This window comes from Simiduia sp. 21SJ11W-1 (assembly GCF_024138675.1).
Classification (GTDB): domain Bacteria; phylum Pseudomonadota; class Gammaproteobacteria; order Pseudomonadales; family Cellvibrionaceae; genus Simiduia.
On record NZ_CP090959.1, the window covers coordinates 1,791,524 to 1,806,556 of the forward strand.

Sequence of the window (15,033 nt, forward strand, 5' to 3'; positions counted from 1 at the left end):
CACTGCCAGTAGTCTACCTGTGTCTATATTTGTGGGTTGGGACTGTTAGGCCAAATCTTCAACAAATTAAAGCAGTGCGATAGCCCGTCCGAACCAGCGACCCTCGCTGGTGTGCAAATCACGCCTCGGTACATACGTTCTGCGCATCCAGCCCCATCACACAGCACAAGGTCGTGATCGAATACGTTAGCATTCGAATATACGAATGGTAGAGTCGGGGGGTAGGGAGTTGTTGTGGGTATCCGAGCAATAGATGGCAGGTAATCAGCTTGAAAACACGACATGTACAAGTGGCCAGTAATGCTTGTCAGCTAAATTTGGGTATGATTATTAATTGATAGAATGAGTATTAGCTAATATTTCATAGATTTAGGAATCAGATAGTGTCTAAAGCCATTATGGCCTGGGGGTTACATCGTAACGGTGAATATACACACGTTAGCGATGCCCTCAATGGTTTGAAGTGCGAATGTGTTTGTATTGATTGTGAAGCCCCTGTGGTGGCTCACCAAGGTCAAAAGAAAGCTTGGCATTTTGTTCATGCAAGCAATACCGCATGTCAGGGCGAGTCTGTTTTACATAAAGTTGCAAAAAAGGTTCTATTAAGAGCCCAGGTCGATCAACTAAAGATCGCTCTACCTAACCTGCATCAAGAGATAACGGAGAATGATTTAATGCAAGAGCCCCTGGTTGTGACTATGGGGCATAGTGATTTGGAAGAGCCAGTGGAGTTTGCCGAAGAGGAGGTCCCACTACCTAAGAGCTTGATCGCAGACGCTGTAATCCAAACCAAAATTTATAAAGAGCTCGCGGTAGAAATACATGTCACAAACCCTAAGTCAGAGGATGATATTCAGAAATATGTTGCATTAGAATTGCCCTGCATTGAAATTGATTTGTCAGAGATGTCATGGGAATTTACGTGGGCAGAAATAGAGCGTTGGGTGCTAAGGTCAGCACCTAGAAAATGGCTTAACAAGCCTAAAATTGACATGGCCTATGCTGGCCCTGCTCTTAGGGCTAAAGTTGAAACACGAAATGCGTTACTTCGAGAAAAAGCAGCTAAATTGATAGAAAAACTAGAAGATACATTGCTGCTAAAGCGGGTATCTCAATGTAAGTTGACCGGCCATTGCTCACAAGACAATTCCGAAATTTCAGAGGTTATTAGAGTCACTGCGCTTAATGGCGATTGGGTAAAAAATGAAGAGCTGTGGCAAGCCAAAGGGTTGGTGAATGACAAAACTGAGGTGCCGATTGTTATTAGGGCACCTTGGGTTCCTAACCCAATCACTGATGTTGATCAGCTGCAGCTAGAGATTCTTCCCCGGTTATCCGACACCGAAAGTGATCCTAAATACTCGTTTAAAGTCAATTGGTTTGGGATTGAATGTTGGCAAGCAGAATTGACAAGAAGGGCGGAAAAAATTTTCGTTGATAAAGTTGACGCGCGACATTCTTTACTGCGAGAAAGAGTAGGTAAATTGATAGACAGGTTGGATGATCCATCGCTGCTACAGAAGTTATCTCAATACCAATTGACCGGTTATTGCGCGCAGGACGAACCCCAAATTTCAGAGGAAATAAATATCACAACGCTGGTCACTGATTGGGAAAAACTTGATGGCCTATGGAAAGCAAAGGGGTTGGTAAATAACAAAACTGAGGTGCCAATTGTTGTTAGGGCACCCTGGGTGCGTAACCCAATCACTGATCTTGATCAGCCACAACTTGAGATTGTTCCTCTGATATCGGAGACAGACGGGTATCTACAATACCCGTATAAAGCCAGTTGGCTAGGAATCGAACGCTGGCAGTCCGAATTGGCACGAAGAGCGGAAAAAGTTTTCGCTGAGAAGCGTGCAGCCGAGGCAAGTTTTAAAAGCACTTTTAAACGCTCAAATCAAAATAGAAAAATTGAATTAATCGCAAATGATCTTGGTTTGCCTCCCCCTCATCAGCTCGGAAATTTCAAAAAATGCTGGAATGCCTGCGAGGCGATGTGGGCCGGGTTGATTTGGCGAAATAGCATATTGAAATCCGTTGGTGGATCTGTAACCCCAGTCAAATTATCCCAAATAGCCTGCATACAAGAGCTGCTAGAGTGGCCAACCGATGCCGATAGTCTCAAAAGCCGCAGAATTGATCTTTGGTGTTGGTTGAGTCGCCTCGAAGTAGCTGGCCTAGCAACGCATGAAGGGCGGCAAGTATTCTCTATAGCAAAAACCATCCCCCCAGCCTTCAACCCGTGGAAATTACCGCCTTATAAACCCCGTCAAAAGGGCACATAAACCACCGTACACAGCTCTCAAATTCTCTGGTACTCTTGTCCGATTCCAATACGGACCATTCGAAGGCCGACCACAAGGGAAAAGGGGCTCAATGGACAAGCGCAAGCTCACGGAAACCGACATCATCACCAAATTTATCCTCCCCGCCGTAGAGAGCGCCGGCTGGGATAACATGACCCAAAGCTCCGCGATGGCAAGGTGATTGTGCGGGGCCAGGTGGGCCTGCGTAAAAAGGTGAAGTCCGCCGATGTGGTGCTCTACCACAAGCCCAACATGCCGCTAGCGGTGATAGAGGCCAAAGCCAACAAGCACGAAATCGGCAAAGGCATGCAGCAAGGGCTCGACTACGCAAGCCTGCTAGATGTCCCGTTCGTGTTTAGCGGTATTTTGAAAAATGATAGGGGGTTTCCGAAACCCCCCATACAATTTGCAATCGCTTTTGGCCCGTGAAGGGTTCTTTTCACGACGGATTTGTTCGCCGTTTTGGCTAAATGTTGATCTATATTTTGGTGCCAATTCGGATGCTCACTGGATGTATTTCTTTAGGGCCTTACCAAAAATTACTGGGGCTTCCACGTAAGAAAATATTGAAAATACTGGAGCATCCACTTTAAGCGGTAAAGCACAAGTTTCCATATTTTTAGACAGGGTCTATTGGGCTAAATCTTCAACATATTTCAACAAATTAAAGCAAAATGCTCTAGCTCGTCCGAAACAGCGACCCCCGCTGGTGTGCGGATCAAGGGGTCACCGTGAACCTGCTACAGTTTAACGGACACTATTAATCAGGGACAATAGGTCCCTAAAGAGTGTTACAAATGACTGGAAAGCGAAAGCCCTATATGACTTATTCCAAAGAGTTCAAGCTGGAAGCTATCAGATTGATGGAATCATCCGATAAGTCGGCGCGCGAAAAACGCTTCAGGATCAATCAGTACGCTCTTTGAAATCAGCAAAGAAACCTTGGCGGAGTTCCTCGCAATCATCGAAGGAAAGTCCGTCTCACCAACAGTTCAAGATGTGCAGGCCGATGAAAGCGACGATGAGCCTGACTCAGAGCAGCTAAAAGATGAAACCATCTCCCGCAGCCATGAGCTGATCAAAGATAAAATCGCCAATCTCTCACCCGAAGAAATGGAAGAGTTGGTGGCTGCTATCCTGCGGGGTATGGGCTACAAAGAAAAAGTATCCCCCAATGGCCCGGATCGCGGCGTAGATGTTATTGCCTCCCCCGACGGCCTAGGCCTCACCCAACCGCGAATTAAAGCCGAAGTGAAACACCGCGATGGCTCAATGGGCGCACCCGCCATAAGGGGTTTTATCGGCGCGCTCAGGGAGGGCGATTCTGGTTTATTCGTAAGCACTGGTGGCTTCACCGCGAAGCCCGCTACGAAGTTGAACGCGCCACAATCCCCCTTACCCTAGTGGATCTAGACGACCTTGCCGACTTAATCGTCTCACACTACGAGAACTTCGATTTAGACGGCAGAGCCTTGGTGCCGCTCGTTGGAATCTATTGGCCTGCGGATTGAAGCTTCGATTTGAAGACCTTGTTTTTGACATCAGGTGTTAGTTAGTTCGCGGAAGTCAATTTTAAAATTAATGTTGAAGCGCAGATTTATTGCCTACCTTAAATTTTGTCGCCAAAAATTACTTCGTGGAGTTTGACGACATTTTCACGGTATTCCCTTGCGATAAAATTAATGTGTAAGCGGTTTTATTTTCTGGATTCCGTAATAACACAGTCGCTATACTCCAGCTATTCACATTAAATGGGACTAATGTTCTAGCATTCCTTTTTGTGGACAAAACCAGTTAGCAGGGATTTCGTGGTGTGTTTTAAATCACTGCCAGCTTTTCAATAGTTAAAAGGAATTTAGCATGAGAAATTATAATTTTATTTCAAAGTTATTGTTGTTGTGTGTGATGTTCTGCGCTTCTAGTGCATTTGCGCAAGACGGTGCGGCTACTCCAGCCGCAGCTACTCTGGCTGCTGGCGAGGTGGACGAAGCAGACAAAGGAAGTGGTGTCGATAAGCAAGGTTTGAATGTTGAACAGTGGGGGTTGGCGTTAGGGGTCGCCGTCGAGGGATATTCTAAAGATTACGTGAAAAGTGCCGGAATATATGGCACAGATAAAATTGTAGTTGTCGATGAGAGTTTTAGTACGGACACTACGATATGGGCAGTTGGTAATTGGACTGTAGATACATGTTTTAGTGACTGGCGAAAATGGGTGGTTCCATGCAGCACGTGGGTTAAGCCAGGGATTTTCTTTGGGCTTAAGCTAGGTGGTCAGGATGGGGCTGCGTTAGAGGGCATGGCATTAGGACTTCAATGGTCATTTTTGCAGAATGTTTCGTCAAATAAAAATGATGGTAAGAAACCTTCCTGGAATTTGGGTGTTGGTTTAGTGCAGCATGAGACACAGAGTCTTGCTAATGGAATTGTTGATGGTGCTGCTTTACCGGGCCATTTTCAGCAAATTCAGTATAAAAAGGGCTCTGATACTGGGTTCGTAATTATGCTGTCTAAAAACATCTACTAAGCCAATCTTAGAATTCTTCGTTGTTTAAAGGCGCACCAGATAGTAATTACGAAGTCAGGAGTGAATGTACTTACTATCTGGTGATTCCCAATTAGTTAGTTCGGTAGTGCCAATTGGGCAGCACTGTGTAGGTTTGACAGGGCCATTGACATACAATGCAGTGATATTGACCCATCGTCTTTGGAGTGCTTGCTAGGAATGGATTCTCCCCCCCTCGTCTTACGTCGACTCTCACTTGTCTTCATGCTGGTCTTCTCCTTGTTCACAATCGCGTGTGCAGAGCGAGAAGATTTTGCTACGTACGCCCATAAAGGCTTCTCGGTCGAATATCCTACGTCTTGGAAGTTCAAGAGGGATCAGGACTTTTCCTTAGATGGTAGCCGAGAGGTTATTTTTGACCTTGGCGAAGTTTCTTTCGTCGCATTTTACTTTAACGACCGTCTGACCTTTAGTGAATTCACTAAGCAGTATATTGATAATGTCTATCTCAAAGATGCAACGGGGTCTGCTAAATTAATCAGTCAGACCCCTTTCGACGTTGCTGGTCGAAAGGGATTGGATTTCCAAGTAACGGCTAAATTTATAGGCACCTTGAATACTCGAGTTATAACCGTTGACGTTTCACAGAATGGCGAGTCGGTTTTTTTGGTGGCCGCTACGGCTGATGAGGATGGGCTGGATATTCAGCCTTTGCTAAAGCATGTGGTTTCGTCAATTCGGATAGATAAGTAGATCAAGGAGGATTTATGAGTGAATACAGCGGTGAATTAATCAGCGAGCTAGGTGTGGCTAGGTATCTTCAAGGTCGTGAAGCAATGTCCACCTCTAATATTAGTTTCTTTGATCGCAAAGATACCCTCGAAAGAAGGTGGCAAGACTGCAATTTTGGCTGCCATACACCGGCCTACCGTATGCTTAAGAAGCCTGCTTCATGGAATGACGTTTTATTGGAGTTAGACAAGATCAGTCCAGCCGTCGCAGGCCTTGTAGATGGCATTAAATATGAGGCCGTCGATCAGCCTGCAAAAATTGCTGCAGGGCTAGATCGCACTGCTGAGGGTTTACACCTAAAAGGCGCCGACAAATTTGCTTTGGTGGGTGACGAGAACTGGGCCGCTTATGAGTTGCTAACGTCCACGTTTACTGCGTTGGTAGAGTTTGATCTGGATGTGTTTGATAACCCAATCATGAAGTCTGTGCTTGTTATCGTAAATGACTACATTTCGGTGTTGCCAGAATGGGTGCTGATTGAAGTGCAAAAAAGTGGATTGTTTACGGATACCGGAAGCGTAGATTCCGTTACGTTGTTGAAGGCTAGTGGCTTGTTACTAGAAGGTGCTATCTCTGATGATGATCTCAAGCAGGCTAGAGACTTCGTCTCTGGTAAAGCTCAGCGAATACTGGGTAAGCAAGCAGGTAAAAAGATTGCCCGCAAGCTTGCAGCCACCATTGCACTGGCATTGGCAACAAAAATCACCAAGCAATTATTGAGCGATAGTGGTAGAAATTTACAGCTTAAGCGAAAGTTAGCCCGTTTGCGGAGCACGGCTAAAAAGGCTGGTGGTGGGCTAGGGGGCGCGTTAGTGACGCTGTTGAAGTCTCAGGGCCTACTAGGCATTGCTGCAAAGCACAGTAGAGAATTGAAACAGAAGTGCCCGAAAACCTGGCATACCTTGCGCTACAGGCTTCAAGGCTGCGATATGGTGTACTTTCTAATTCACCCATTGCTGAGTGAATACGTAGACAGGCTTAGCCTTCTGGAGCATCAACCGGCTGAATTCTTGAAGGTCATGCGTGCGTTAATCGAGGCTCGCCACACGCGCGAAGTGTTTTATCCTGGATCGCTCTAGCGACGGCGCCCTCTGTAGGGTGAGCGGGGCATAGCGTAAACCGCTCAAAATTCACTCCTTCCGACTCCTGCCCGTTCTGGGTAGGAGGTTGATCAATGAAGCATCGATTTTCGGCTAAGTTGGGCGCCAAGCGGGGATCAGGTCTGTACAAAATTTCATCAATTGCGATATATGCAAGCGGATTGAAAGTTAGGCTACTTGTTACCTGATCAATCGTAAGAGGCCTAAAGTGTCAACCAAGTGTCAACGCAAAGGTGTAGAAGCCAGGCTAAACGTGGTGCTTTAAATACGACTTAAAATCCTCGGTGTTCTCGGTTTATAAACCCCAAGTGGTTATAAAATTAGACCGTTGAGGTTTTTTGGGCTGTATGGCGAGTCTTAAACCCCCTAACCGCACTTGCGATTAGGGGGCTGATTTTTAATCCAGCAGGGATTTATTAAAAATCGAAAACTCGGCTTTGTACTTGTCGCGGGTGTCGTAAATTACAACGAAGGTGTGGCCGTGTTCATCGTCGGGTACTTCAACGGCAAAGGTGCGCGAGCGAATTTTGATGCGTCTTTTACCTTTTTCCAGTTCCACCTCAGCGTAATACTGATGGTTGCCCAAGTATTCAAATTCTAGTAGGTCGCCTCTGTCTACGCGCAAGGTAAGGCTTTCGTACCGGCGCCAGCCTTCTTTATCCGCACCTTTTACGCGTGCGTTTAATTCATCCATCATTTTTTGGGCGTGTAGCTGGCGGGGCGTGGGCGGAACTTCCTCAGCTACAGGCTTTGGTTCTGCGGATTGTGCAGTGCTGGCCGCTATTTGCGGTTGGGGAACAGCAGGCGCTGGCGTGGCAGTTGTTATGGAAGTGTTCTGTGCGGCGATTATGGCCGCCTGCCGCTGGGCCTCGGCTTTGGCTTTGGCTTGCGCCTGTGCATCCCGTTGGCGCTGGGCTATAACGCTTGAAAACGCCTTGATTTCTGCTTCTGTGGTTTGCTTTTCTACCAGCAGCGCTGTGTACTTTTCACGGGCACTGTTTAACCGGCTTTGTCTGCTCTCTAGCGCATTTTTTGCAAGCTCTACTTTTTTGGCGGCCAGGGTCTGCAGGGTTTGTGCATTGGTGGCGTTGCTGCGGGTTGCCGCATCCAGTTCCGCAGTGGCGCTGCCTAAGTCTGCCAGTGCCTCTTGCAGCTTTTCCTCTGCATCTACTTGGCGCTGTGCATAGCTTTCAATCCGATTGTTGAGCGTAGTGAGCGCGCTTTCTTTTTTGCTAAGTGCTGTTTGAAGTGCGCTTAGCGACTGCGCATTGGCAAGCGAGGGTAGGGCAAGAATGAATACGGCGAGTGCCGCCGATATTTGGGCACTGAATGGCAACTTCATGTACATCTCCGCTGCATGGGGTTAAAGGCCGCGGATTCTACCTTATTGCGCGTTTGCTTGTCAGGTTGGTTGTTTGTGCGCGCGAGTTGGGGTTTTTGGCCATAGATATTGCGCGTGCAACATAAATGTCAATAGATGGCTTAAATGAGGGTGAAAAAGCGCGGCGCAGGGCGGGGCCTATTGGTTTAATGCTATGCCATGGCCTTTTTGGCGAGTTTGCCAGTTTGGGGTTGGGCAAAATGCGGCCACAAATGGCCAGAGCCACAGGTGTACAAAATTGAAGTGTTGCGGGCGTAAGCCACAGGCTTGCGGTACGGTGCTGGGGGGTTAGGTTCTGGTGGTTAGCTTCTGGTGGTTAGCTTCTGGGTGTGCTGAGCCTTAGGTGTTGGCGCTGTGTGCGCTGAAGCTGGATTACCCATTGGTTAACCTGCTTGGCCTCCGCGGCATTCAGCCTGTAAAAACTGAAGCCGCATCGGTATTTGTCGGTGAATTTGTCGTAACTTGGGTGCTTGGCCATTAATGCCTGGGTAAACTGGCGGCCATTGGCAACAAACTCGCAGCGTTCAAATACTTCGCCCGGCTCTATGGGCGGGTGAATAAACTTGTCGAACACAACACCCAGGCCCTCTGCCGATACATCGGTTATCCAGCCTTCCAGAGTCTCACGGCTGCGGCCAGACAGGCTGATGGCCGGCGTCTCGCCGGTGATATTTGCCCTGAAAGCGGCACGGCGTTGCCGGTGCAGTACTTTACCGGGAAGCGCCATTAGCAGTTTTGCACCTTTGTCATCTGTTTGGATGCGCTGTAACTGGCACTCTCCGCTCACTTGCACACCCCCGTATGCCGCACGAAACACCAGAAGGCTTTGCGGGCTTAAGGCGTTTTGTAGGCTAGTATCATTAAGCTGATCGATGGTCAGGGTTTGGTTTTCAAGGTTTACATCCAGCACCATACTGCTGGCCATCTGCTTTTGGCCAGGCAGGGTGACGGTAATGAGGGCGCGGTGCAGCTCAAGCAGCTTAAGTACCCGGTAGATATCCTCAGGTTCCGTAAGCCGCTGGGTTACCCCTTGTTCGTGATCTACCCCCATGATTCAGGCTTGTGCATAGGTGAGTGCCTGTTTGCCGGCATTGTGATTGCCTTTGTTGTTGTAAAGGGAGGTATCTGCCGACTGGCCCTTTAGGGCGCCCATCAATCGATTCACTGCCCGCTGGCTGCGGGCCAACAGTTTTCCGTTTATTTCGTTTTCGCGCTTACAGGCCAGAATGTTTTCTTCAATGGCGTGCCATTGGTGCAACAGCTTTTCATCGCGACAGCGTGAAAGCAGTAGCCGCCAATGTTTATCGTCTACAGGTAATTTTTGATCCGTTAGCAGCGCACGGCGCCTGCGGGCCGCTTGGTCGAGGGCAACCAGTTCTTGGCTTTTCTTTTCGATGATTGAACTTAATGCGCCAAGATTACGTTGGCTTAAGGCATCGGTTTCCTGGCTCAATAACGCCAACAGCTGTGTGGCTGCACGCAGTTCTTGTTCTATTACTTTGGCAATTTGAAAGGGAAGCGGGGTGGCCATAGTGCTTGCTCCATAGGGTGAATAGCCGGGTTCACCTAAAGCAGTTGCAAGCGGCGTGCCTAATTAGCAGAAAGGGGCGAGGGCTTAGAAACCCTCGCTGCTAAGAATTTTGTCGGCTAAGCGATCGGCATTAACGCTGTAGCTGCCATCGGCAATGGCGGCCTTTAGCTGCGCCACGCGCTCTTCGTTAACCTCGGGCGCCTGGGCAATGTTTTCCTCAAGCTTTTGCAGGCGCTGTGCTTCTGTGCTCAGTTGCACGTTATCGCGCGCCGGTGCTTCGGCCTCTGCAGGAGGTTGGTTTGAGCGTTCTGCACTCTGTTTTTGCAGTGCACGCTGGCTTTGTTGTGTATTCAGGTTGTTAAGGCCTGTTTTTGGGTCGATAACCATAATTACCTCGATCTTTACACCCGTTCAGTTTGTGATGTTTGTGCCTGTGGGCAAGCCCTGTAGGCATTTCGCTACGCTGTCATCACGCTTGCAGGCCGTGCCTGCGTGTTAAACAAACAGCCTGCCGGCCGGTATTTAACCCGGGTGATTTGGCTGTTTGTCGCCATTTATCACCCTGTAAAGCCTTGGCGCTCACGCCCGTATGCCGGCAATCGCACTAAATCTGCTTCTACAGCTGGGTATCGGCCGTGGGCTCAGAAACTTTAATGCCAATTTCGCTATTTTTTTAGCCACATCTATGGTCAGTATAGCTTTGTTGCCACGCTATGGCTTAGGCCCCTGGCACCCGCTTGCTGGAGGCTCAAAAGGCGCCCTACATCGGCACTTCTACGCGCCCCTCGGCCACTACTTTGGCGCGCACCTTGCGGTTAGAGCGGTTGTTGCTAACAGGAATTTGCTGGCCCAGGCGCCCGTTGGCCAGTGCGGTGCCTGTCATCAGTACCTTAAGCCCCCCGGCGGATGCGGCAATTTGCACGCTATCGCCCCTGCGGATCACCATGGGTTCATTTAACTGATTGATTTTTATAGGAAAGCCTGCCTTAAGTTGCCTTCTGGTTTCTTTGCCAATGGCGGCTTCCGGGGTAAATAGGGCGCCTGAACGTATTTCTGCCAGGTTAAATGCCTTGAGGGCCACATCGGCCGGTTCTATCACATCGCCCCGGCCGAGGGGGCGGCGGGTAACCACTACCTGCTGCCAGATTTCCGCCTGGCCCTTAAGGTAAATAGACCAGGGCGCCTGGCTTTCACATTTCACCAAAACCGACAGGTTACCGCCGTTGCTAGGCGGATTGGCGAGATCTAGTGTCAAATTTTCGTCGCAGGCTTTGAGCTGCAGGCGGTTGTCTGGCAGATCTATGGTCACATTCACATCTGCGTGCGGGTACTGGCGCTCATAGTGCTTGATCATGGCTGCCGCTGCGTTATCGGCTACGGGCTGCCATTGCTGCCAGGCAGTGCTGGCGCTGGCGGGCGCAGAGATGAAGGCGATAATAAAAAGCCACTTACACTTCATGAGGTTTGGCCTATGCTTTGTTCTAGTGCTCAAGGTCGGCGGTGACAGGCCGATACAGAGCATGTATTGAAGAGTGATTTGCCGCAGGCTGCATTCAATTGCAGCATTAAAACGCGCCAATCAACTCGCTGTATGAGGGTAAATGCAACTTGTATGCCGTAGAGCGAAGCGCCGTAATCTGGGCTATGTTTAAGGCAGGCAATAGACTCAAGTGCGTTCAGGATGGGGGCCGTAATGGCAGGAGTGTTAGACAGCGTTAACCAGCGTACCCAGCTCGTTGGGCAAAATCGCCTAGAGCTTCTGCTGTTCAGGCTTGCGGGCAAGCAGCTGTATGGCATTAATGTGTTTAAGGTAAAAGAGGTGCTTCAGTGCCCGCCGCTCAATGCTATCCCCAAGCGCAACCCGGTTGTGCGGGGCGTTGCCCATATTCGTGGTGGCACTATATCCATCATGGATATGAATCAGGCAACCGGCCACGGTGCATTGACCGACATTCAAAACTGCTTTGTGATCATCACTGAATACAACCGCTCAACCCAGGGCTTTCTGGTGAAGAAAGTAGAGCGTATTGTGAATATGAACTGGGAAGACATTCATCCGCCACCCAGAGGTTCAGGCAAGGAAAACTACCTAACCGCAGTGACGGAAGTGGAAGGGCAGTTGGTTGAAATCATTGATGTGGAGAAAATTCTGGCAGAGGTTTCGCCAATCAGTGAAGAAATTACCGCAGGTGTCATTGAAGATGGCATTGCCGAGCGGGTGGTGCAAAAGCATGTGCTTATTGCCGACGATTCAACCATCGCCAGAAAGCAGATCCAGCGGGTTATTGAGTCTATGGGGCTTAAAACCACCCTGTGTAAAGACGGGCGTGAAGCGCTGGAGTTCTTGAACGATATGGTGGCCCAGGGCAAGAGCGTTACCGAAGAACTGCTGTTGGTGATTTCCGATATCGAAATGCCAGAAATGGATGGCTATACATTTACTGCAGAGGTGCGCGCTACACCTGCGTTGAAGGATTTGCACATTATTTTGCATACATCTTTGAGCGGTGTATTTAACCAGGCCATGGTGAAAAAAGTGGGGGCGGATGATTTTCTTGCAAAATTCCACCCAGATGACTTGGCAAGGCGGGTTAATGAGCGCGTTAAATCCATGTGTGGCGAAAGTATGCTTGACGAGGAGTAACAAGTTGGCCTGGAGGGCTTGTGGTTGCCATTTGACGCCGCACACACTGGCAGTGCACATCAGGGGGGTGCTATGAGCATTCCCACACGTACTGGGCGGGATTCGCTAAATCCCGCCCATTTTTCCGCTTTTCGGGATTTCCTTGAGCGCGCCTGCGGTATTTTTCTTGCCGAAAATAAGCAGTATCTGGTAACTACCCGCATACTTCCGCTGTTAAGCCACCATGGCTTAAATGATCTAGGCGAGCTGGTGCAACAGCTATCTTCTAATCGCTATACGTCGCTGCGCGACATTGTGATTGATGCAATGACAACCAACGAAACCTTTTGGTTTCGCGACACTTACCCCTTTGAGCTGCTTAAAAACACCGTATTCCCGGAGCTTTTTGCAGAACAGGCCAGCGTGAGCATTTGGTCTGCTGCCTGTAGTTCAGGGCAGGAGCCCTTGTCTATCAGTATGGTGGCCGAAGAGTCTGCAAAATTGCACAACCTGCGCATTGGCAGCAATTTAAGTATTTTAGGTACAGATTTATCCCCGTCTATGCTCAAGGCCGCGCGCGATGCCACCTACGATAAAGGCACGGTAATGCGTGGTTTATCTGCCGAGCGTTTGGCCCAGTTTTTTGACGCCTTGCCCGATGAACAATGGCGGGCCAAGGCTCAAATTTCCCAGCGTATCCGCTACAAGCCCATGAATTTACAGGAAAGCTTTGGCGGGCTTGGCAAGTTTGATGTGGTGTTTTGCCGCAATGTGCTGATTTATTTTAGCCACGAACTTAAGCTCGATATCCTCACCCGCATCCGCCGTGTATTAAAACCCAATGGCATTTTATTTCTGGGTGCCTCAGAAGGCCTTGGCGGTGCTTCAGAGCTGTTTGACATGGTGCATTGCAACCCCGGAATTCTCTACCGCGCCAAATAGCCTCTGCGTGGCGCAACTGCCGCGTCTTTTTACTTCCTGTCTTGCTAGCCTGCTGCACATGCCTTGCCGCTGCACCTCCTTGCCGCCGCACCTCCTTGCCGCAGCGGAAATAACTTGCCGCTTTCCTGAAACAAAGGCCTGCCCATTTAACATTAAGTAAATATTTATCTATGTAAAACAATGGCTTATAGATGGTGAGCAGGCTGGCACAGGGTTTGCTCTATAGCGGTATAGCGCACAAATTTGTGTAACGTGTTTGAGTGAGGAGTACACCATGGCCATCAGTTTTGCCGAGACCACAGGCTTTTTTGAAACAACCCTGGATCTGCGTGCCAGGCGAGCCGAGGTACTGGCCAACAATCTCGCCAACGCGGATACCCCTCACTACAAAGCGCGCGATATCGATTTTAAGGCCGAGCTCAATCGGCAGCTTAGCGGTAAGCAGCGCGAGGGCTTTGATCTGGCGCGCACCCAATCGCGCCACCTGGCCGGCCAGCAAAGTGTGAGTGGTGAAGAGTTGCGCTACCGGGTACCGCAGCAGCCCTCGGTTGACGGCAACACGGTTGAAGAGCAAGTAGAGCACGGCCAATACATGGAAAACGCCCTGGCATTCCAGGCCAGTTTCACATTTCTCAACAGCCGCTTTAAAGGGCTGATGAATGCGGTTAAAGGGGAGTAATTATGTCGCTTAATGCCATCTTCGGAATTGCCGGTAGCGGCCTGAATGCCCAAAGCCTGCGACTGAATACCACCGCCAGTAACATGGCTAACGCCCAGTCGGCGGCCTCCAGTTACGATCAGGTGTACCGCGCGCGCCACCCTGTGTTTACCACGGCGCTGAACAATGCCCGTGGCGGGCTCATGCCCACTGCAATGGCAGAGGAGGCCAATGCCGGCGTACAAGTGCTCGGCATTGTGGAAAGTGACGCACCCTTACAGCAGCGCTACGAGCCTAACCATCCATTAGCCAATGAAGACGGCTATGTGTTTTACCCCAATGTGAATGTGGTTGAAGAAATGACCAACATGATCTCCGCCACTCGCAGCTTTCAAACCAACGTTGAAGTTATGAACTCCGCCAAGCAGATGATGCAGCGCGTGTTAACCATGGGCCAATAAGAGGGCAGCAAGATGTCTGGAATTAGTAACATTGGCGGCGTGCTGGATCACTTGGATATTGGTTCGAAAAACAAAGACGCGCCAAAAAGTAATGAGCTTGGCCAGGCGCAGTTTTTGGAATTGCTGATGGTGAAGATGCAAAACCAGGATCCGCTCAACCCCCAGGAAGATACAGAATTTATTGCAGAACTTGCGCAATTCAGTGAGTTGGAGGAAATGGAAAAGCTAAATACCAATTTCTCCAGCTTTTCGAATGTCATGATGTCTAATCAGGCATTGCAGGCATCATCTTTGGTGGGCCGAAGCGTCACAGTGCCCACAAATAATGCGAGCCTGGCAGCCGGCAACGTGGTGAGTGGCAGTGTAACTATTCCCGCCAGCACCAGCGATGTGAATGTGAATATTTACAGTGAATCTGGCTCGCTTGTGGAATCAATTCCCGTGGGCTACCAGAGCAAGGGCGAAATGGTATTCCGGTGGGATGGCATGTACCTGGAGGTAAACGGTGAGCTAACCGATTGGGCCAGCCAGCTCCCCAACGGTGCTGCGCCCGGGCAGTATAAATTTGAAGTGATGGCGAGTATTGACGGCGAGCCCACGCAGTTAGATACCGCATTAAGTGCCAATGTGAACAGTGTGACCATTGGTTCAAACGGATCCTTGACGTTGAATCTGGCAGGCATTGGGCCTGTATCAATGTCTGATGTAAAACAGTTTAACTAGCCTTA

At 49.4% G+C, this 15,033-nt stretch carries 15 protein-coding genes and 1 pseudogene; 11 read left to right on the forward strand and 5 right to left on the reverse strand.

Going from position 1 to position 15,033, the window contains the following annotated elements:
- Positions 1 to 383 precede the first annotated feature (383 nt).
- From L1F30_RS07895 to L1F30_RS07920, 6 genes and pseudogenes are all read left to right on the forward strand, one after another.
- On the forward strand, positions 384 to 2,291 hold the full coding sequence (locus L1F30_RS07895; protein ID WP_253361393.1) for a competence protein CoiA family protein: 1,908 nt from the start codon (positions 384 to 386) through the stop codon (positions 2,289 to 2,291).
- A gap of 91 nt (positions 2,292 to 2,382) precedes the next feature.
- Positions 2,383 to 2,699, forward strand: a pseudogene (locus L1F30_RS07900) (type I restriction enzyme HsdR N-terminal domain-containing protein); the annotation flags it as partial.
- Positions 2,700 to 3,254: 555 nt separating this feature from the next.
- The gene (locus tag L1F30_RS07905) at positions 3,255 to 3,716 is read left to right on the forward strand and encodes a restriction endonuclease (RefSeq protein ID WP_253361397.1); all 462 of its coding nucleotides are present in this window, start codon (positions 3,255 to 3,257) and stop codon (positions 3,714 to 3,716) included.
- Positions 3,717 to 4,172: 456 nt separating this feature from the next.
- Entirely contained in the window at positions 4,173 to 4,838 is a 666-nt protein-coding gene (locus tag L1F30_RS07910; RefSeq protein WP_253361399.1) for a hypothetical protein, read from the forward strand.
- A gap of 198 nt (positions 4,839 to 5,036) precedes the next feature.
- On the forward strand, positions 5,037 to 5,570 hold the full coding sequence (locus L1F30_RS07915) for a hypothetical protein (protein ID WP_253361401.1): 534 nt from the start codon (positions 5,037 to 5,039) through the stop codon (positions 5,568 to 5,570).
- 14 nt (positions 5,571 to 5,584) lie between these two features.
- Entirely contained in the window at positions 5,585 to 6,688 is a 1,104-nt protein-coding gene (locus tag L1F30_RS07920) for a cellulose-binding protein (protein ID WP_253361403.1), read from the forward strand.
- A 418-nt stretch (positions 6,689 to 7,106) separates the two neighbouring features.
- Here the strand turns inward: L1F30_RS07920 and L1F30_RS07925 are convergent, their stop codons facing one another.
- The 5 genes from L1F30_RS07925 to flgA form a co-directional block, all read right to left on the reverse strand.
- Positions 7,107 to 8,051, reverse strand: a complete 945-nt coding sequence (locus tag L1F30_RS07925) for a hypothetical protein (RefSeq protein WP_253361405.1) — start codon at positions 8,049 to 8,051, stop codon at positions 7,107 to 7,109.
- 355 nt (positions 8,052 to 8,406) lie between these two features.
- Positions 8,407 to 9,141 carry a flagellar brake protein gene (locus L1F30_RS07930; protein WP_253361407.1) on the reverse strand — a complete coding sequence of 245 codons (735 nt, stop codon included), beginning with the start codon at positions 9,139 to 9,141 and terminating at the stop codon, positions 8,407 to 8,409.
- Between the two features lie 3 nt (positions 9,142 to 9,144).
- The gene (locus L1F30_RS07935) at positions 9,145 to 9,621 is read right to left on the reverse strand and encodes a flagella synthesis protein FlgN (RefSeq protein ID WP_253361409.1); all 477 of its coding nucleotides are present in this window, start codon (positions 9,619 to 9,621) and stop codon (positions 9,145 to 9,147) included.
- A gap of 84 nt (positions 9,622 to 9,705) precedes the next feature.
- Positions 9,706 to 10,008 (reverse strand): flagellar biosynthesis anti-sigma factor FlgM, encoded by a 303-nt coding sequence (gene flgM / locus L1F30_RS07940; RefSeq protein ID WP_253361411.1) that lies wholly within the window; start codon positions 10,006 to 10,008, stop codon positions 9,706 to 9,708.
- Positions 10,009 to 10,381: 373 nt separating this feature from the next.
- Positions 10,382 to 11,080 (reverse strand): flagellar basal body P-ring formation chaperone FlgA, encoded by a 699-nt coding sequence (gene flgA, locus L1F30_RS07945; RefSeq protein WP_253361413.1) that lies wholly within the window; start codon positions 11,078 to 11,080, stop codon positions 10,382 to 10,384.
- A gap of 234 nt (positions 11,081 to 11,314) precedes the next feature.
- Between flgA and L1F30_RS07950 the strand changes: the two genes are divergently transcribed.
- The 5 genes from L1F30_RS07950 (at position 11,315) to L1F30_RS07970 (ending at position 15,028) form a co-directional block, all read left to right on the forward strand.
- Positions 11,315 to 12,265, forward strand: coding sequence for a chemotaxis protein CheV (locus tag L1F30_RS07950; RefSeq protein ID WP_253361415.1), 951 nt, complete (start codon positions 11,315 to 11,317; stop codon positions 12,263 to 12,265).
- A 72-nt stretch (positions 12,266 to 12,337) separates the two neighbouring features.
- Complete coding sequence (locus L1F30_RS07955; protein ID WP_253361417.1) at positions 12,338 to 13,186, forward strand: protein-glutamate O-methyltransferase CheR; 849 nt, start codon at positions 12,338 to 12,340, stop codon at positions 13,184 to 13,186.
- Positions 13,187 to 13,460: 274 nt separating this feature from the next.
- Complete coding sequence (gene flgB / locus L1F30_RS07960) at positions 13,461 to 13,865, forward strand: flagellar basal body rod protein FlgB (RefSeq protein WP_253361418.1); 405 nt, start codon at positions 13,461 to 13,463, stop codon at positions 13,863 to 13,865.
- Between the two features lie 2 nt (positions 13,866 to 13,867).
- Positions 13,868 to 14,305: a flagellar basal body rod protein FlgC gene (gene flgC / locus L1F30_RS07965; protein ID WP_253361420.1), complete on the forward strand. Its 438-nt coding sequence runs from the start codon at positions 13,868 to 13,870 to the stop codon at positions 14,303 to 14,305.
- Positions 14,306 to 14,317: 12 nt separating this feature from the next.
- The gene (locus tag L1F30_RS07970; protein WP_253361422.1) at positions 14,318 to 15,028 is read left to right on the forward strand and encodes a flagellar hook assembly protein FlgD; all 711 of its coding nucleotides are present in this window, start codon (positions 14,318 to 14,320) and stop codon (positions 15,026 to 15,028) included.
- Positions 15,029 to 15,033: the final 5 nt, after the last annotated feature.

Coding starts and splice junctions, on each gene's coding strand:
- L1F30_RS07915 (WP_253361401.1), top strand. CDS start 5,037: ATGGATTCTCCCCCCCTCGTCTTACGTCGACTCTCACTTGTCTTCATG.
- L1F30_RS07935 (WP_253361409.1), bottom strand. CDS start 9,621: ATGGCCACCCCGCTTCCCTTTCAAATTGCCAAAGTAATAGAACAAGAA.
- L1F30_RS07970 (WP_253361422.1), top strand. CDS start 14,318: ATGTCTGGAATTAGTAACATTGGCGGCGTGCTGGATCACTTGGATATT.
- L1F30_RS07930 (WP_253361407.1), bottom strand. CDS start 9,141: ATGGGGGTAGATCACGAACAAGGGGTAACCCAGCGGCTTACGGAACCT.
- L1F30_RS07925 (WP_253361405.1), bottom strand. CDS start 8,051: ATGAAGTTGCCATTCAGTGCCCAAATATCGGCGGCACTCGCCGTATTC.
- L1F30_RS07920 (WP_253361403.1), top strand. CDS start 5,585: ATGAGTGAATACAGCGGTGAATTAATCAGCGAGCTAGGTGTGGCTAGG.
- L1F30_RS07910 (WP_253361399.1), top strand. CDS start 4,173: ATGAGAAATTATAATTTTATTTCAAAGTTATTGTTGTTGTGTGTGATG.
- flgA (WP_253361413.1), bottom strand. CDS start 11,080: ATGAAGTGTAAGTGGCTTTTTATTATCGCCTTCATCTCTGCGCCCGCC.
- L1F30_RS07950 (WP_253361415.1), top strand. CDS start 11,315: ATGGCAGGAGTGTTAGACAGCGTTAACCAGCGTACCCAGCTCGTTGGG.
- flgC (WP_253361420.1), top strand. CDS start 13,868: ATGTCGCTTAATGCCATCTTCGGAATTGCCGGTAGCGGCCTGAATGCC.
- flgM (WP_253361411.1), bottom strand. CDS start 10,008: ATGGTTATCGACCCAAAAACAGGCCTTAACAACCTGAATACACAACAA.
- flgB (WP_253361418.1), top strand. CDS start 13,461: ATGGCCATCAGTTTTGCCGAGACCACAGGCTTTTTTGAAACAACCCTG.
- L1F30_RS07955 (WP_253361417.1), top strand. CDS start 12,338: ATGAGCATTCCCACACGTACTGGGCGGGATTCGCTAAATCCCGCCCAT.